We start from the raw sequence: 15965 nt of genomic DNA, 5'->3' as shown, positions 1-15965 counted from the left end.
TGTCAACCGACGTGGGCGGGAACGTCCGCGATCCGGGGCAGCTCCACTCTGAATCGGCAGCCTTGTCCGGGTGCGGTGGTGACGCTGACCGTGCCGCCGTGCGCGTACACGAGCGAGTCGACAATCGACAGTCCGAGTCCGGTGCCGCCGCTGGCCCGCGCGCGCGACGAGTCGGCGCGGTAGAACCGCTCGAAGACGCGATGTGCGTCCTCGGTGTTCATCCCCGGCCCCTTGTCGCACACCTCGATCACCGCGGTCTCGTCGTCCGTCCCTACCCGCACCGTGACGTCCGCGGTATCGGGCGTGTGCTGCAACGCATTGGTCATCAGATTGGAGAGCACCTGCCGCAGCCGCGGTTCGTCGCCGAGCACCTCGGGCGTTCCCGGCCCGTCGAACACCTCCATCGTGATGGTGCGTTTCGGCGCGATCGAGCGCGCGTCGTGCACGGCGTCACTGGCCAGCACCAGCAGGTCGACCCTGCGCCGATCCAGCGGACGTTGGGCATCGAGCCGGGCCAGCAGCAGCAGATCCTCGACGAGCAGACCCATCCGGCTCGATTCACTTTCGATCCGGCTCATCAACATCTCGACGTCACTGGCGGCGCCCTGGCGGTACAACTCGGCGAATCCACGAATGGTCGTCAATGGTGTACGCAGCTCGTGGCTGGCGTCGGTGATGAACCGGCGCATCCGCTCTTCGGACCCGCGCGCCTTTTCTGCGGAGGCCTCCGATGCCGCCATCGCACTTTGGATCTGGGCGAGCATTCCGTTGAGCGCCAACGAGAGTCGGCCGACCTCGGTGCGAGGATCACGCGTCGGAACACGACGGTCGAGCTGCCCCGCCGCGATCGCCGCAGCGGTCCGTTCGACCTCGGACAGTGGGCGCAGGCTTCGGTGGACCACGGCGTAGCTGGCGACACCGAGCACCAACAACACCGCCAACCCGATGCCGAGTTGGGCATACGTCAGTGCGCGCACCGTCGTCTGTACGTCGGACAGGTCGATGGCAACCGTGGTGAGTTCGCCCTGCGGACCGCGGACCGTCATCGCGCGCCATTCGACGCCCGAGTCGCCGACCGAGCCGATGGTGACCGGGACGGGTCCCACGTCGTTGTCTTCGGGTAGCGCCGGTTCGGCGTCACGGTCATTGACCGCCATCCAGACGTTGCCGTCGGGACCGATGCCCCGTACGTAGAAATTCGACGGCGGCCGCGCGGGATTGGGCCCCTGCATCGGCTGCGCTGGCACGTCACGCGGAGCTTGAGCCCAGCTACGGGACGCGTCGAGCAACTCCTGGTCCACGCGGCTGCTCAGGGTGTGCCGCAGAATCGACGTGACTGCGACATCGGCCGCGAGCAGGCCACATGCCACCAGAACGAGCGTGGCGGCCACGAGCCCGACCCGTAGGGGGATGCCGCGTCCGCTCAGTGCGCCCACGCCCCCATTGTTGCGGTCTGTGGTCTCCTCGACTAACAACTCGCTATCGCGGCTCGCGCAGCACATAGCCGACGCCGCGCAGCGTATGCAGCAGGCGGTGCTCGCCAGTGTCGATCTTGCGGCGGAGGTACGACACGTAGGACTCGACGACATTGACGTCGCCGCCGAAGTCGTACCGCCACACGTGATCGAGGATCTTCGGCTTCGACAGCACGGTGCCCGCGTTGATGATGAAGTACCGCAGCAGGGTGAACTCCGTCGGCGAGAGGGCCACCGGCTCGCCGGCCTTCCACACCTCGTGGGTGTCCTCGTCGAGCTCGATGTCGGCAAAGGTCAACCGGGAACTGCGGGTTTCCTCGACCGTGCCGCGCCCCGAGCGTCGCAGAATCACCCGCAGACGGGCCACCACCTCTTCGAGGCTGAACGGCTTGGTGACGTAGTCATCGCCACCGAGCGTGAGCCCGGCGATCTTGTCCTGCAGCGAGTCGCGGGCCGTGAGAAACAGGGCCGGCGCGTCGATGCCGTCGGCCCGCAGCCGGCGTAGCACCCCGAAGCCGTCCATTCCCGGCATCATGACGTCGAGGATCACCGCGTCCGGCTTTACCTCACGTGCCTTGTCCAGGGCGGCAGAGCCGTTGGACGCCGTATAGACCTCGAATCCCTGGAACTTCAAACTCACCGAAAGAAGCTCGACGATGTTCGTCTCGTCGTCGACGACAAGGACCGTGGCTTCTGGTGTGTTCTCTGGTGCAGCAACCATCGCCATCTCGCAACTGTCCACCTGTTGGCTGGTAATGATCCTGCCTGATAGCTGTGTACTTCCTGTGAGTTTTCGCTTGCGCGGTCCATAGACTGAGGTGATGAACCTGGGGAAAGCCGTGACTGACCTGGCCACAGCACCGGTACGGGTCGGATTGGCAATGGCAGACGCAGGCCTTTCGATGGCCAGCGGCGCACTCGGCATGGCGCAGCGGACCCTGGGCGAGACGGGGACAGACACCGGCGGTTCGGCGTCATTCGCTCACCTGCTCGGTCTGGACGACGCCGTCGAGCGGGCCAACCGCCTGGCCAGGCTCATGGACGACGACGCACCCCTTGGCCGGGCGTTGGCGCCCAATGGGCCGCTCGACCGGCTGCTTCGCCCCGGCGGGGTGATAGATCAGGTGACCACCGAGGGCGGTCTGCTGGATCGGCTGACCGCGGAGAACGGCGCCGTCTCGCGGGCGCTCGCACCGGGCGGGATCGTCGACCAGGTGACCGCCGAAGGCGGGCTGCTGGACCGGATGACCACCGACGACGGCGCGATATCGCGGGTCATCGCGCCGGGCGGGCTGGCCGATCAGCTGCTGGCCAACGACGGCCTGATCGAGCGGGTGCTGCGCGAGGACGGCGTCGCCGACAAGCTATTGGCCGAGGGCGGGCTGCTCGACACCCTGACCGATGAGAACGGACCGCTACTGAAACTGGCCGACGTCGCGGACACCTTGAACCGGTTGACGCCGGGGCTGGAGGCGTTGGCGCCGACGATCGACGCGCTGCACGACGCCGTCATCACCCTCAGCCAGGTGGTCAACCCGCTGAGCAACATCGCCGACCGGATTCCGTTCCCGGGCCGACGCCCACGGGCACGTTCGGCGGTGCAGCCGGTGAGGTCTCAGCGGGTCATCGACCCCGACGAGTGACGTCAGCTTTCGGCTTCCAGAGCCCCGACCCGGGCAGCGACCTCGTCGGCCGCCGGAGGTTCGCCGTCGGGTTCCCACTGCTGAAGTAGCAGGACGACCGCGCCCCTAAGCATGCGCACATACTCGTCGACGTCGCCGGCACTGTATGACTCGATGCGGCCGGCGACCTCGGGCACGATCGGCTTGATCGCGGTGGCGATGGAAAGGCCCATGCTGGCCTCGGTGCTGGCGCTCTGGTCGAGGAGGGTCGACAACCGCTCGACCTCCTCCCGGGACGGCCCCGGGTAGACGGACTTGAAGTCGCTGAGCAGATCGTCTTTGACACTCACACCGCAGCGAGTTCCCCGGAAACACGACCCGATAAACTCTGGCCCGCAGGCCTCCTTAGCTCAGTGGTAGAGCATTCGTCTTGTAAACGAAAGGTCATCGGTTCAATCCCGATAGGAGGCTCCAATATCCGACAGCCGCAGCTTGTCGGTGGCCGGTCGTAGCTTCGTGGCATGCGGCAGTGTCGCGGTTGCGGCTCACCACTTTCGAAGCGCAGTCAAAAGGTCTACTGCGGTAACGCCTGTCAGGCGTCGGCCCGGCGCGATGCCAGGACGAAACTCTGGCTCGAATCCGGCGAGGCGCGGATTGACGGCCACCAGGGTCACTACATCCGGGAGTATCTCGCCGGTGTGCAGTCGCGCTGCTGCGCGATCTGTGGCGGCGCGAGCGTGTGGCTGGATCTGCCCCTCGCATTGGTGATGGACCACATCGATGGCGACCCGACCAACAATCATCGGGAGAACCTACGGCTGATCTGTCCGAACTGCGACTCGCAGCTGGCGACATACAAGAGCCGCAATCGCGGCAAGGGGCGCCATTACCGCCGACAGCGATACGCCGACGGGCGGTCGTACTAAGTACCACCGCCCCGGCATAGCAGTGGTGCGCTACTGCTACTTCAATCTCGCGTCGCGGCGGTGCGGTACTTAGTCGCCTACGGCGATCGCAGGATGACGATCGAGTTGTCGATCTTCTTGAAAGAAGTGAATGTCTCTTCGGGAACGCCGAAGACGGCGGACAGCACCCGCGGTGGAAGCCTGCTCATGGACTCACCGATGCCGATGTTGTCTTTGTCTTCGGGCGCGCTGGTGTTCTGGATGATGATGATCGTCAGGTCGTCCGCACCGCGGTTCTCGAAGTAGTGAAACGACCCCTGGGGCGCGAAAACCAGGTCATTGACCTGTTGTTCGAAGCTCTCGTGGTTCCCGTTCCCATCGATGACGACCCATGTCGCCACGCCGCGGGTGACGATGTTGAGTTCCCACGCGCTGGGATGCCAGTGCGGCTCGCGGATACCGCCGGGCTCCAAGGTGAGCATCAAGAGGCTGGCCTCCTGCCCCTTGAGGATCGGGAAATTGTCCTCGTTCGCCTGCTGGAACCACCCCCCGTCATGCGTGCTGCGGGGCTGGTCGCCGAGACGGAAGAGGTGGGATTGCGAGGTGATCGTCTCGGCGGGTATACGGGGATCCCCAAAGCGCGCAGCGTCATCGGACATGGTTACGGGAGCTTCCTTGTCGGGGCTGTTTCCGGTGCCACTGGAAATGAGGCGGTCCACACCCACGCCGGTCGCGGCACCAGCGCCCGCCAGGCCTGCCGCACCTAAGACTTGGCGACGATTCACCGTCACGCCCGGGAGCCTAGCGCCGGGATGACCAATGTCTCTCGGGTTCGCGTGGAATACACCCGGCCAGCCGCTTGCAGGAGCATCATCTTTGGGATCGGTAGCCAACGTCGGGATCTTTACTTGGCGCCAACAGCGATGCCACGGTGGCACGCCCCGACGAAAGAGAACGATCATCATCAAAATGTCGAAGCTGGCGACCACTGCGGTGGCGACCGGCGGCATGGTGCTAGCCGGATTGGGCTTGGCAACGACCGCGTCCGCTCAGGGCCCCAGCTATCAGGGCGGCAACTGTCCGCCCGGCGTCACGTGTACCCACTGGCTCCCGGGCCAGCCGCCGCCTCCTGGCGGTCAGGTGCTGACCTGGGACTGGACCGTCGGCCACGACTGGTACTGGAACTCCGAGGGCATCGTCGATGTCACGACGAACACCATGTACCCGTGGTCTGGATCGCCGCATCCCGCTGCGCCCCCGCCGGTCCCGGTCGGTGCGCCTCCCGCCCCGCTGACACCGCCGCCGGGGATGCCGTTCTGCAGCCCGCGCGGAGCGCTCATCATCATTCCGCCGATCTGCGACGAGATCGGCTGGGACTGGCCGCCGGGATCGCTGCGTTAGCGCTTCGCGCGGATCAAGGCGTACTTGGGATCGGTAGCGGCGAGCGCGGTCTGTACTGAATCGCATCGGCCTGCCACCCCAGGCAGCACGTCGCGAAAGGAAAAGATATGAACCGACTTTCACGGTTAGCCACCACGGCTGTCGCGTCCACCGCTCTCGCCGTGGTCGGGCTGGGACTGAGCGCCGGTGCCGCAACCGCCCAGGGCGGCTACACCTGGTGCCCCGGCCAGCCGTACCGATGCACGGTCTGGGCTGGGACATGAACGTGTGCCATACCTTCGTCACCGTCCCTTTCGGCAAGGGAAACGTGCCGATGTTCGACGTCAACGGGAATGCGATGCAGAGCTATCTGTGGATGGACTCCCCGGCGCCGCCGATGGGTCCGCCTCCACCGCCAGCTCCCCGGCCGGCGCATTGCCCGCCGTGGAACGTAATCATCGGTCCGTCGGAGTGCGGAGGCCTCTAGAAGATCAGGCCATGGACCGAGACTACGACCGGTTCGCATTATCTGTCCAACTGTTCAGATGATGTGATAAGTTGCACGTGCGGACCGGCCGCGTGTGACGTCGATGCAGCACATCACGTTCCGGCCTGCCGTCCGGCAGGGTATGGCCGGTCCGCACATAAGCCTTGCAGCCCAACTGGATTGGCCTCAGGCCAGCGGCGCCAGGCCGGACCTCACGAGATTTACACACGTCTGGGTGATGTCATTCAAATCCCCGGCGCAGCCGTTGCGGCCCCAGCTCTCCACCGCTGTCACCAGCGCAGCGGCCAATGTCGCACCGGCCACTTCGGCCAGCAGATCGATCTGCGGCGTACCCGCGTATCGCTCGGCGACGAAGCGCGTGATCACCGCGGCGAACGACGCCTGGACCACTCGCAGGTGCGCCGCGATCCGCTCGGCGCTGATGAGTTCCATTCGGGCGCTCGCCGCCTGGCGGACCACCTCGAAGTCATGCGGGAAGCTGGTGACCGCAGCCAGTACCGCATCGAATATCGCCTCCGACTCGGGCCGCCGGGATAGCGCTTCGGCCAGCCATTCGACCTGCGTCTCGTAGTCCTGGAACAGCACGGCTTCCTTGGAGCCGAAGTGCCGGAAGAAGGTGCGCTCGGTGACGCCGGCCTCGCGGGCGAGCTCGGTCACCGTGACATTCGAAAAGCCCTTCCTGGCGAAACTTGCCAGGGCGGCCTGTCGCAGTGCCTCGCGCGTGGACCGTCGCCGCAGCTCATGCAGGTTCGGCGACGCGGTCATAGCGCGGCGATCGTAACCCAGTGTTCGGCCTTCTTGTCAGTACTGACGCAATTGTGTCAGTACTGACGTAATATGCCGGCCATGAGCGACTACGATGCGATCGTCGTCGGTGCCGGCCACAACGGACTCACCGCCGCCTCGATCCTGCAACAGGCGGGACTGCGCACTGTGTGCCTGGAGGCCAATACCTATACCGGCGGAATGGCGGCGACCGTTGAGCTCATCGACGGGTTCCGCTACGAGATCGCCGGCTCGGTGCAGTTCCCGATGCCGCCGCAGATCGCCAAGGAGCTCGGGCTCGACACGCTGCCCACCGTCGACTCCGAGGTGATGTCGGTCAATCTCGGGGACGGCGGCGACGAGGCGATGATCTTCTATCGCGATCCGATGCAATTCATGACCCACCTCACCGAGAAGCACGGTGTCGACGCCGTCACCGGCATGGCGGGTCTGATCGGGTGGAGCCAGGGACCGTCAAAGGCACTCGGCCGCTTCGACGTTCGCACACCGCCGAAGACGATCGACGAGATGTATGCGTGCGCGGCCAATGAGGCCGAACGCACAGCCATCCACGAAGTCCTGTTCGGTACCGCGATGGACGCCATCGACCGCTTCCTTCCCGACCGGCGGAAGCACGCCGTGATGCGCGGCATGCTTGCATTCCTGGCCATCAACTCCACCTACCGCGGCCCGTACACCCCCGGCAGCGCAACCTGTCTGGCGTTCGCCCTTGCCGTTCCCGACGACGCCACCGCGATGATGACGAAGCTGGAAGGTGGGATCGGGGCACTCTGCGACCATCTGCTCGAACTTTTCGTGTCCACCGGCGGCGAGGTCTTGTACCGCGCGAAGGTGGAGAAGATCCTCGTCGACGGTGACCGGGTTACCGGCGTGCGTCTGCGCGACGGATCCGAGATCACTGCGCCCGTGGTGATTTCGAACCTGGCACCGGACCACACGCTTGTCGAGCTGGTCGGCGCCGAGCACCTGCCCGCCGACCTCGTCACGCGGCTGTCCGGCCGCGACCACCGTGCCTCGTTCGTGCAGATCCATTTCGCTCTCGACGGCCTGCCCGAGTTCGATCCGCCCTATGAGTTTCTCAACGAGCCCGGCATGCAGGGTTCCATCGGAATCTTCAACTCACCCGAGGAACAACAACGCCAGTGGGACGAATGCAGACGCGGCGTCGTGCCCGACAACCCGTCGATGGGCATGCAGATCCCCTCCGTGCATGACGCAGGAATGGCGCCGCCCGGCAAGCATGCGGCCAGCGCGTACGCGTACGCATTCCCCGTTGAGGCGAGCCGCGACCAGCACGGCCATCTCAAGAACGTGATGGCGGAGAAGGTGATCGACAAGATCACCCGCTACGCCCCCAACTTCCGCGACATCCTGATCCGCCACATCACGTTCGCGCCGTACCACATGCAGACGATGTTCGCCGCCCCGTCAGGCGACTTCTGTCACGGCCTCCTGCATCCGGATCTGATGGGTCCGAATCGACCGGGGCCCAAGGGATTCCTGGACATGCCGGTCCCGATCGACGGGCTCTACCTGGGTGGAGCAGGGTGCCACGGCGGTCCCGGCATCACGTTCATCCCGGGATACAACGCCGGGCACCAAGTCCTCGACGATCGCCGCTAGGCGCAAGCGGCGGTCACCATCTGTCACATATCACCGCGCTGCGGTGTCATAGGTATATGAGGACCAATGAACAGCAGATCGCCACCTCCGTGCTCGTCATCGGGACGGGCGGATCGGGTCTGCGTGCGGCGATCGAACTGGCCGAACGCGGCATTGACGTGCTGGCGGTCGGTAAGCGACCCAAGTCCGACCCCCACACCACGTTGGCCGCGGGTGGTATCAACGCCGCTCTGGCGACCATGGATCCCGAAGACAGTCCCGCCCAGCACGCGGCCGACACTCTGAAGGAGAGCTACCTGCTGGCCAACCCGCATACGGTCCAGGTCGTCACGGAAGGCGCCGCCGAGGGCATCCGCGACCTCGAACGGTATGGCATGCACTTCGCCCGCGAGCAGGACGGCAGGATCTCCCAACGATTCTTCGGTGCGCACACGTTCCGCCGCACCGCCTTCGCCGGCGACTACACCGGGCTGGAGATCCAGCGCACACTGGTCAAACGCGCTGCGCAGCTGAATATCCCGATTCTCGACTCCGCATACATCACCAGGCTTCTGGTCCGCGACAACGTCGTCTTCGGTGCATACGGATTCGACCTGAGCGACGGCACCCGCTACGTCATCCGCGCCGACGCGGTGATCCTCGCCACCGGCGGCCACACCCGCATCTGGCGGCGTACATCGTCGCGCCGCGACGAAAACACCGGCGACTCTTTCCGTCTCGCTGTCGAGGCCGGCGGCCGAATCCGCGATCCCGAACTCGTGCAGTTCCACCCCTCCGGACTCATCGAGCCGGAGGACTCCGCGGGCACCCTGGTCTCCGAGGCGGCCCGCGGCGAGGGCGGCATCCTGCGCAACGACCACGGCGAGCGCTTCATGAAACGGTACGACGCCGAGCGGATGGAGTTGTCCACGCGTGATCGCGTTGCGCTCGCCGCGTTCACCGAGATCAAGGAGGGCCGCGGCACCCCCCGTGGCGGTGTCTGGCTCGACGTCTCGCACCTACCGCGCGAACAGATCATGGAGCGGTTACCCCGGGTCTACCAGACGCTGATGGAACTGCAGCTGCTCGACATCACCACCAGTCCGATCGAGATCGCACCGACGGCGCATTATTCGATGGGCGGCGTCTGGGTCCGGCCCGAGGACCACACCACCGATGTGCAGGGCCTGTACGCCATCGGCGAAGCCTCGAGTGGACTTCACGGAGCCAACCGGCTCGGCGGCAACTCGCTTATCGAGCTGCTCGTCTACGGCCGGATCGTCGGGGCCGACGCCGCTGCCTACTCGAGCGCCCTTGGTGCCCAACAGCGCTCCGCGGCTGCGGTTTCTCGTGCCCGAGACGAGATTGACGCGCTTTTGGCGGCCAAGGGCGGCGAGACCGTCCGGTTCCTGCAGCGCGGCGTCCGGAACGCCATGACCGAGCACTGCGGCGTGGTGCGCGACGAGAGCGGGCTGCGCGCGGGCCTGCACGAGCTCGACGCCATCGACGAGCACGCCGCCAAGCTCGGTGTTCATCCCGACATCGCCGGATATCAGGACCTGGCCCACGCCTTCGATCTCAAGTCGAGTCTGATGGCCGCACGCGCGACCCTCGAGGCCGCCATCGAACGGCGGGAGTCCCGCGGCTGCCACAACCGGGCCGACTACCCCGAGCTCGACGAGTCGCTGAAGGTCAACTTCGTGTGGTCGGGCCCGGGACAACTGGCGCGCGAACCCATCCCCGAGATCCCTGCCGAGATCGCCGGCCTCATGCGCGAGGTATCCGCCGAAGGCAAGCTCGTCGAATAGCGGGACTGTCACAAATCCCGGACCTGCCCGGTCCTAACGACATACCCAGACATACCCGCGAATCGCAAACCGAAGGAGCCCCACATGACGAGCAACGCCTGGCAGATGGCGGTCACCGTACTACAGGAAGCCATGCCGCCCGACGTGGCCGCGGGCTCGCACGCGATGACCATCGCCGTAGAGTTCGGGCCCGGCGACCCCGGCACCCCGCCGCACCGCCATAGCGGACCGGCGTTCGGCTATGTTCTCGAGGGCGAGATGCTCTTCGAACTCGAGGGAGAGGCGCCGCGCGTCGTCAAGGCCGGTGAAACGTTCTGGGAACCGGGTGGCGACGTCATTCACTACTCGGACGGCAATGCCCGCGACGACATCAAGGTCCGCTTCCTCGTCACGATGCTCTGCGCTCCGGATAAGCCGATGCTCACCCTTGTCGAAGAGGACGAACTGCTAGCGCGCCGGGACAGGCGCGTCCGCGCCGCCAAAGCCTGAGTGAGAAGAGGGATTCCGATGTCCAAGATCCTGTTGCAGACAACGATTGCCGAACACCCCGACGATTGGGACATCACCCGATTCTCGCTGCTGGCCAACGAACTGCGCGCCGCGGGCCACGAGGTGACCGCACGCAACCGGTTGACCAGAGGCGGAGACGATCCGGTCCTGAGCCGACTCGACGACTTCGGCTACGACCAATTGTGGCTCCTGGCAGTCGATATCGGCGACGGACTCACCGACGCCGAGTCCCAGGCGATCGTGCGGTTCCGTGAGAGCGGTGGCGGGGTGCTCACCGCGCGCGACCACCAGGATCTCGGCAGTTGCCTGATCGGCCTCGGATCTTTGGGCGAGGTCAACCACTTTCACGAGCGCAATCCCGACCCGGCCGGGCTGTGCGACGACCAGGACACCCCGACCATCTCCTGGCCCAACTATCACTCCGGCGCCAACGGCGACTATCAGCGCGTGTTCGCCGAGGAACCGGTGCACGAATTGCTGCGCACCGCCCGCACCGACAGCGGCCGCATCGAGTGGTTCCCCGCCCACCCGCACGAGGGCGCGGTGTCGGCCTGTGTGCCAAGCGCGACGGTGGTCGCCCTGGGGCGCAGCACCGCATCCGGCCGACGCTTCGGCCTCGCCGTTGCGCTGGACGGCGAGCGGTCAGCCGACGGTAAGCCGATGGGCCGTGCGTTGGCCGCCTCGACGTTTCACCACTTCGCCGACTACAACTGGGATCTCGACTGCGGGGCGCCGACATTCGTTACCGAGTCCGAAGGCTCAGAGATCAAGTCGGACCCGTCGCGTCTGGTGGCTTTCAAGGACTATGTCCGCAACATCGCGACCTGGCTGCACCCCGGCCATGGTTCTGGCGACTCGATGACCACCGGGCCTGAAATAAATTACATAAATTGCGGGTTTTACGCAGTCGTACGGCGGGAACTCCGCGAACGCGGAGCGCAGCGTTGAGCCCGCACATTTCAGGTAACTCTCAAAGGCGGTGGGTCGGGATGCAGGTTGTCAATCGGTTGGTCATTGTCTCAGGTATGGCGGCGGCAGCGTTGCTCAGTCCATCGGTCGCTCCCCCTTTGGCGTCCGCTGCGCCGTGTGCAGATGTGCAGGTTGTCTTCGCACGCGGCACATTTGAAGCACCCGGTGTCGGCGGAGTCGGCCAGGCGTTCGTCGATTCGCTGCGATCGAAGATCGGCGACAAGTCGATGGATGTCTACCCGGTGAACTACCCCGCATCACTGGATTTCGCGACCGCCGCAGATGGGGTCATCGATGCGAGGAACAAGGTCCAGGACGTGGCCACCACATGTCCCGACACCGAGATCGTGCTCGGAGGCTTCTCACAGGGTGCCGCCGTCGCCGGATACATCACCGCCGACGCCGTCCCCTCTGGCTTCACGCTGCCTCAGGGGATCACCGGTCCGATGCCATCCGATGTCGCCGACCACGTCGCTGCCGTAGCGCTCTTCGGCAAGCCGTCGAACGGTTTCCTGCAGACCATCAACACCGCCGCCCCGCCCATCACCGTCGGCAGTCTGTACTCGGGTAAGACGCTCGACCTGTGCGCGCCAGCAGATCCGATCTGTTCACCTGGCGGCGGGGACGGTGCCGCACACAACAGCTATCCGCTCAACGGGATGACCGACGAGGCCGCTACCTTTGCGGCGCAGCATGTCCCGGCAGGCGGCGGCGAGACAACGCACTAGGGCCAACTGGACGAAGACGGCTCGAAGCGCAACGGCACCGCGCGCGGGAGCCGCTGCCGCGCACCGGTGGAGATCGAATCGATGAGCAGGGCGACGTAACGCCGCCAGCCGTCGCTGTCGGAATCCATCGTCGACAGCACGCCGTAGAGCATCGCGATAAACCTGGGCAGGTCGTCGGCGACCACCTCGGTCCGGATGACCCCCGCTTCCCGGCCTCGTGCGGTGAGTTCGGCGAGCGCGGCGTTCAGCTCTTCGGAGACATCGGGCCTCAGCGCGCCGGCCCGCCTCGCCGCGGTCAGCAGGTGGTGCTCACGGGCGCCCAATGAGATCGCCGCCTCGATCAACGCGACGAGTCCGCGCATCGGATCCCTGTCGGCACGGGCCTTCTCGATCACCGGCGTGAGGTCCTCGGCAATGCTCTGATCCAGTGCGGCGTTGATCAAGTCACCCTTGGTCGGAAACCGGCGATACAGCGTCCGTTCGCCGACACCCGCCCGGCGCGCGATGGCCTCCATCGGCGCCTCGGACCCCAGTTCGCCGTATACGTCGCGCGCCGCGCGAAGGATCCGCTCCGCGTTGCGCGCAGCATCAGCACGCAACGGCCGATCGGCAATGTCGGTCATCGCACCAGTCTATCTGACAGTTGACTGCCACTCTTGGGGGTTCTACGCTCGGGGGCAATTGACAGTCCTCTGACACTTAATGGGAAACGCCGGTGACATCAACAACTTCCGAGACCACCTCGGACCTCCCCGCCATCCCTGCTGCGCGCTCGACGACCTGCCCATTGCATCCGCCCACAGAATTCACCCGGTGGCGCGACGAGCCGGGCCTGCAACGGGCGATCTACCAGGGCAGGCCGACGTGGGTGGTCAGCCGGTACGAGGACATCCGGGCCGCATTGGTCGATCCGCGGCTGTCCGCCGAAACCATCCCGCCGTCGATGCTGCCCAAGGACAGCGAAAACAACACTCCGGTGATGTTCGCGCGTGTCGATGACCCCGAACACCATCGCATCCGGCGAATGCTGACCAGAGACTTCACCTTCCGCCGGGTCGACGGTATGCGGCAGCAGATCCAGGAGATCGTCGATTCCTATCTCGACGTGATGCTCGAGGCCGGACCGCCTGCCGATCTCGTGCGCGCCTTCGCGTTACCGGTGCCGTCGCTCGTCATCGCACACCTGCTCGGAGTGCCCGACGGCGACCTCGAGTTGTTCCACCACCACACGACGGTTGGGTTGGACGCACGCACCACCGACGAAGAGAAGGCACAGGCCTTCGGGGAGATGTTCACCTACATCGCCGAGTTGGTCGAGCGCAAGAAGCACGAGCCCGGCGACGATCTGCTCAGCCGCCTCGTCGCCGATCATGTGGTGAACGGCGACATCAGCCCGGAGACCGCCACTGTCACCGGCGCCATCATGATGCAGGCGGGCCACGAGACCACCGCAAACATGATCGCCCTGGGAACCGTTGCGCTGATGGAACGTCGGGACGTATATGAGCGACTCGGTCACACCGACGACCCGTCCGTCATCGCCAACATCGTCGAAGAGCTGATGCGCTACCTGGCCATCGTCCACAGCCAGGTCGACCGGGTGGCCACCGAAGATCTCACCCTCGGCGGACAGCAGATCCAGGCCGGCGACTGGCTTGTGATGAACCTGCCAGCCGGAAACTGGGACCCCGATTTCGTCGAAAACCCCGACGTACTGGACGGCGATCGAAATGTGCGCGGCCACTTGGGTTTCGGCTATGGCGTGCACCAATGCATCGGCGCCAACCTCGCCCGGGTCGAGATGCAGATCGCATTTGCCACGCTGGCTCGCCGGGTGCCCGGACTGCAATTGGCCGTCGACGTGAAAGACCTTCGATTCAAGGGCGAATCCGGTATCTACGGCATGAAGGAATTACCCGTCACATGGTGAGCACGCCCGACGAGCTGCGCTTCGACGGACAGGTTGCGGTGATCAGCGGCGCGGGTGGCGGTCTGGGCAGGCAGTACGCCCTCCTGCTGGCGTCCCGCGGAGCGCGCGTCGTCGTCAATGACATCGGCGGTTCGGTGACCGGTGACGGCTCAGACCGCGCGGCCGCCAACAGCGTCGCCGACGCGATCATGGCGCTAGGCGGCGAGGCCGTCGCCGACGGCCACAGCGTGACATCACCCCAGGGCGGACAGGCGATCATCGACGCCGCCGTCGGTGCGTGGGGACGGGTCGACATCCTCATCAACAACGCGGGAATCGTGCGTGACGCCCCGTTCGAGGACATCACCCCAGAGCGGCTCGATCCACTCGTGGACGTGCACCTCAAGGGAGCGTTCAACCTGACCCGCCCGGCGTGGAAGGTGATGCGCGAACAGTCTTATGGCCGGATCCTCAACACCTGCTCGGCGGCAGGACTTCTCGGGGCCGAGCGCATGAGCAACTACGGCGCGGCCAAGACCGGACTCGTCGGCTTAACCCGAGTGCTCGCGGCCGAGGGAGCCGAGCGCAACATCAAGGTGAACGCCGTCGCCCCGATCGCATACACCCGGATGCTGCAACACTCAGTCGACACGGCACCGCTGCAGAACGACGCCGCCGCACAGGCGATCCTGGATGAGCTCGCCAACCAATACCTTCAGCGACTCGACCCCGCGCTCGTCGCGCCGGTGGCGGCCTTCCTGACGCACCGCGAATGTCCCGTGTCCGGCGAGGTCTACACCGTCGGCGCGGGCCACGTGGCACGCTTCTTCATCGGCAGGACGAAAGGCTTTTACAGTCCCGGGCTCTCGGTCGAGGACGTGCGCGACCACCTCGCCGAGATCCGCGACGAAACCGGCTACACCGTTCCCGGCTGCCCCGCCGACGAGATGGCCGAGCTGTTCGCCACCATCATGACATCGGCGCCGGGCCAGGTGCTGGCGCCGGGCCAGGTGCTGGAGCCGCTGGAGCCGGACCGAGTCGCGCCACCGCGTATGCCGCCGCCTCATTGATGCTGCCGTTCACGCCGTACATCGCGTGGGCGAAGCTGGGCGGTCCAGGGGGTGCACCGTTGCAGATCGTGTCGTCGGGTGCGCACAACTTGAGGGTCTTGTCGACGTACGACGGGCCGATGGTGATGGGAGGCGCGCCGGTGTTGCCTAGAAACTCGGGCGACGGCAGACCGATCAGCACCACGGCGGCGACGTGGTCGGCCACCTCCGACGGCATCGGATTCGGAATGAAATCGCGGTATTCGGCGGGCACCTCCTCCGGTATCTCGGCCGAGGTGACATAGCCCGCAAGCGCAGCGCCCTGGGAGAAGCCGCCAAGCACGATCTTGGTGTCCGGACAGTTCGCGGCCGTCGTCTCGATGTGCGTACCCGCATCGCGGATACCCTCGACGACCGTCTTTGCGAAGGCGATGCGATCAAAAAAGTCGCCGCTGGCGGGATAGTTGACCGGATAGACGTTGACCGACCGAGGTGCGGACTGCGCGCGCACCGCGTCGACGAAAGCCTGGCCGACCCCGCCGACACCCGGCGGTTCACCAGTGCCACGGGCGAACACCACCTCGACATCGGGGCATCCCTGGGCGGCGGCAAATGGGACCGGGGAGAGCAACACAGCAGCGACAGCGGTGACGGCTACGCCGAGCAAACGAAGGACGTGGGAAACCATGCCCGTCTGTACCCTCTTTTCTCTGC

At 65.7% G+C, this 15965-nt stretch carries 18 protein-coding genes and 1 tRNA gene; 12 read left to right on the top strand and 7 right to left on the bottom strand.

What is annotated here, in order from left to right; translation table 11 throughout:
- Window positions 1-2 precede the first annotated feature (2 nt).
- Window positions 3-1502: a sensor histidine kinase gene (locus CSQ99_RS07105; protein ID WP_245908776.1), complete on the bottom strand. Its 1500-nt coding sequence runs from the start codon at window positions 1500-1502 to the stop codon at window positions 3-5.
- Entirely contained in the window at window positions 1480-2202 is a 723-nt protein-coding gene (locus CSQ99_RS07100; protein ID WP_099038360.1) for a response regulator transcription factor, read from the bottom strand. The genes CSQ99_RS07105 and CSQ99_RS07100 overlap by 23 nt, the downstream gene beginning before the upstream one ends.
- A 94-nt stretch (window positions 2203-2296) precedes the next feature.
- Between CSQ99_RS07100 and CSQ99_RS07095 the strand changes: the two genes are divergently transcribed.
- Window positions 2297-3118: a hypothetical protein gene (locus CSQ99_RS07095; protein WP_099038359.1), complete on the top strand. Its 822-nt coding sequence runs from the start codon at window positions 2297-2299 to the stop codon at window positions 3116-3118.
- 2 nt (window positions 3119-3120) lie between these two features.
- On the opposite strand, the gene CSQ99_RS07090 is transcribed toward CSQ99_RS07095, so the two are convergent.
- Window positions 3121-3447: a hypothetical protein gene (locus tag CSQ99_RS07090; protein WP_099038358.1), complete on the bottom strand. Its 327-nt coding sequence runs from the start codon at window positions 3445-3447 to the stop codon at window positions 3121-3123.
- A gap of 49 nt (window positions 3448-3496) precedes the next feature.
- Between CSQ99_RS07090 and CSQ99_RS07085 the strand changes: the two genes are divergently transcribed.
- Together CSQ99_RS07085 and CSQ99_RS07080 are read left to right on the top strand one after the other, a co-directional pair.
- Window positions 3497-3571, top strand: a tRNA-Thr gene (locus tag CSQ99_RS07085).
- Window positions 3572-3618: 47 nt separating this feature from the next.
- Complete coding sequence (locus CSQ99_RS07080; RefSeq protein ID WP_099038357.1) at window positions 3619-4023, top strand: HNH endonuclease family protein; 405 nt, start codon at window positions 3619-3621, stop codon at window positions 4021-4023.
- A gap of 77 nt (window positions 4024-4100) precedes the next feature.
- Here the strand turns inward: CSQ99_RS07080 and CSQ99_RS07075 are convergent, their stop codons facing one another.
- Complete coding sequence (locus CSQ99_RS07075; protein WP_099038356.1) at window positions 4101-4793, bottom strand: cupin domain-containing protein; 693 nt, start codon at window positions 4791-4793, stop codon at window positions 4101-4103.
- Between the two features lie 178 nt (window positions 4794-4971).
- Between CSQ99_RS07075 and CSQ99_RS07070 the strand changes: the two genes are divergently transcribed.
- Window positions 4972-5403 (top strand): hypothetical protein, encoded by a 432-nt coding sequence (locus CSQ99_RS07070; RefSeq protein WP_099038355.1) that lies wholly within the window; start codon window positions 4972-4974, stop codon window positions 5401-5403.
- A gap of 217 nt (window positions 5404-5620) precedes the next feature.
- Window positions 5621-5869: a hypothetical protein gene (locus tag CSQ99_RS07065; RefSeq protein ID WP_245908774.1), complete on the top strand. Its 249-nt coding sequence runs from the start codon at window positions 5621-5623 to the stop codon at window positions 5867-5869.
- Window positions 5870-6055: 186 nt separating this feature from the next.
- On the opposite strand, the gene CSQ99_RS07060 is transcribed toward CSQ99_RS07065, so the two are convergent.
- Window positions 6056-6655 carry a TetR/AcrR family transcriptional regulator gene (locus tag CSQ99_RS07060; protein ID WP_099038354.1) on the bottom strand — a complete coding sequence of 200 codons (600 nt, stop codon included), beginning with the start codon at window positions 6653-6655 and terminating at the stop codon, window positions 6056-6058.
- Between the two features lie 81 nt (window positions 6656-6736).
- Here CSQ99_RS07060 and CSQ99_RS07055 point away from each other — a divergent pair, with 81 nt between their 5' ends.
- From CSQ99_RS07055 to CSQ99_RS07035, 5 genes are all read left to right on the top strand, one after another.
- A complete protein-coding gene (locus tag CSQ99_RS07055; protein ID WP_099038479.1) occupies window positions 6737-8299 on the top strand; it encodes a phytoene desaturase family protein in 1563 nt (520 codons plus the stop codon).
- A 56-nt stretch (window positions 8300-8355) separates the two neighbouring features.
- Window positions 8356-10086 carry an L-aspartate oxidase gene (locus tag CSQ99_RS07050; RefSeq protein ID WP_099038353.1) on the top strand — a complete coding sequence of 577 codons (1731 nt, stop codon included), beginning with the start codon at window positions 8356-8358 and terminating at the stop codon, window positions 10084-10086.
- 84 nt (window positions 10087-10170) lie between these two features.
- Window positions 10171-10575: a cupin domain-containing protein gene (locus tag CSQ99_RS07045; RefSeq protein WP_099038352.1), complete on the top strand. Its 405-nt coding sequence runs from the start codon at window positions 10171-10173 to the stop codon at window positions 10573-10575.
- A gap of 18 nt (window positions 10576-10593) precedes the next feature.
- Window positions 10594-11544, top strand: a complete 951-nt coding sequence (locus tag CSQ99_RS07040) for a hypothetical protein (protein ID WP_245908772.1) — start codon at window positions 10594-10596, stop codon at window positions 11542-11544.
- Window positions 11545-11585: 41 nt separating this feature from the next.
- On the top strand, window positions 11586-12293 hold the full coding sequence (locus CSQ99_RS07035; protein ID WP_099038351.1) for a cutinase family protein: 708 nt from the start codon (window positions 11586-11588) through the stop codon (window positions 12291-12293).
- On the opposite strand, the gene CSQ99_RS07030 is transcribed toward CSQ99_RS07035, so the two are convergent.
- The gene (locus CSQ99_RS07030; protein WP_099038350.1) at window positions 12290-12916 is read right to left on the bottom strand and encodes a TetR/AcrR family transcriptional regulator; all 627 of its coding nucleotides are present in this window, start codon (window positions 12914-12916) and stop codon (window positions 12290-12292) included. The genes CSQ99_RS07035 and CSQ99_RS07030 overlap by 4 nt on opposite strands.
- 92 nt (window positions 12917-13008) lie before the next feature.
- Here CSQ99_RS07030 and CSQ99_RS07025 point away from each other — a divergent pair, with 92 nt between their 5' ends.
- The gene (locus tag CSQ99_RS07025; protein ID WP_099038349.1) at window positions 13009-14223 is read left to right on the top strand and encodes a cytochrome P450; all 1215 of its coding nucleotides are present in this window, start codon (window positions 13009-13011) and stop codon (window positions 14221-14223) included.
- Complete coding sequence (locus CSQ99_RS07020) at window positions 14217-15272, top strand: SDR family NAD(P)-dependent oxidoreductase (protein WP_099038348.1); 1056 nt, start codon at window positions 14217-14219, stop codon at window positions 15270-15272. The genes CSQ99_RS07025 and CSQ99_RS07020 overlap by 7 nt, the downstream gene beginning before the upstream one ends.
- Here CSQ99_RS07020 and CSQ99_RS07015 read toward each other — a convergent pair.
- Window positions 15172-15939 (bottom strand): cutinase family protein, encoded by a 768-nt coding sequence (locus tag CSQ99_RS07015; protein ID WP_099038347.1) that lies wholly within the window; start codon window positions 15937-15939, stop codon window positions 15172-15174. The genes CSQ99_RS07020 and CSQ99_RS07015 overlap by 101 nt on opposite strands.
- Window positions 15940-15965 lie beyond the last annotated feature (26 nt).

Origin of the sequence: Mycobacterium neglectum, from assembly GCF_002591975.1 — a bacterium.
Taxonomy (GTDB): domain Bacteria; phylum Actinomycetota; class Actinomycetes; order Mycobacteriales; family Mycobacteriaceae; genus Mycobacterium; species Mycobacterium neglectum.
The sequence above is the reverse complement of the archived record's forward strand: the minus strand, read 5'-3'. Positions and strand labels throughout refer to the sequence as shown.

Excerpts from the sequence above, each read along its gene's own strand:
- CSQ99_RS07105 (WP_245908776.1), bottom strand. The coding sequence starts at position 1,502 with ATGTGCTGCGCGAGCCGCGATAGCGAGTTGTTAGTCGAGGAGACCACA.
- CSQ99_RS07100 (WP_099038360.1), bottom strand. The coding sequence starts at position 2,202 with ATGGCGATGGTTGCTGCACCAGAGAACACACCAGAAGCCACGGTCCTT.
- CSQ99_RS07095 (WP_099038359.1), top strand. The coding sequence starts at position 2,297 with ATGAACCTGGGGAAAGCCGTGACTGACCTGGCCACAGCACCGGTACGG.
- CSQ99_RS07080 (WP_099038357.1), top strand. The coding sequence starts at position 3,619 with ATGCGGCAGTGTCGCGGTTGCGGCTCACCACTTTCGAAGCGCAGTCAA.
- CSQ99_RS07070 (WP_099038355.1), top strand. The coding sequence starts at position 4,972 with ATGTCGAAGCTGGCGACCACTGCGGTGGCGACCGGCGGCATGGTGCTA.
- CSQ99_RS07060 (WP_099038354.1), bottom strand. The coding sequence starts at position 6,655 with ATGACCGCGTCGCCGAACCTGCATGAGCTGCGGCGACGGTCCACGCGC.
- CSQ99_RS07055 (WP_099038479.1), top strand. The coding sequence starts at position 6,737 with ATGAGCGACTACGATGCGATCGTCGTCGGTGCCGGCCACAACGGACTC.
- CSQ99_RS07050 (WP_099038353.1), top strand. The coding sequence starts at position 8,356 with ATGAGGACCAATGAACAGCAGATCGCCACCTCCGTGCTCGTCATCGGG.
- CSQ99_RS07045 (WP_099038352.1), top strand. The coding sequence starts at position 10,171 with ATGACGAGCAACGCCTGGCAGATGGCGGTCACCGTACTACAGGAAGCC.
- CSQ99_RS07040 (WP_245908772.1), top strand. The coding sequence starts at position 10,594 with ATGTCCAAGATCCTGTTGCAGACAACGATTGCCGAACACCCCGACGAT.
- CSQ99_RS07035 (WP_099038351.1), top strand. The coding sequence starts at position 11,586 with ATGCAGGTTGTCAATCGGTTGGTCATTGTCTCAGGTATGGCGGCGGCA.
- CSQ99_RS07030 (WP_099038350.1), bottom strand. The coding sequence starts at position 12,916 with ATGACCGACATTGCCGATCGGCCGTTGCGTGCTGATGCTGCGCGCAAC.
- CSQ99_RS07020 (WP_099038348.1), top strand. The coding sequence starts at position 14,217 with ATGGTGAGCACGCCCGACGAGCTGCGCTTCGACGGACAGGTTGCGGTG.
- CSQ99_RS07015 (WP_099038347.1), bottom strand. The coding sequence starts at position 15,939 with ATGGTTTCCCACGTCCTTCGTTTGCTCGGCGTAGCCGTCACCGCTGTC.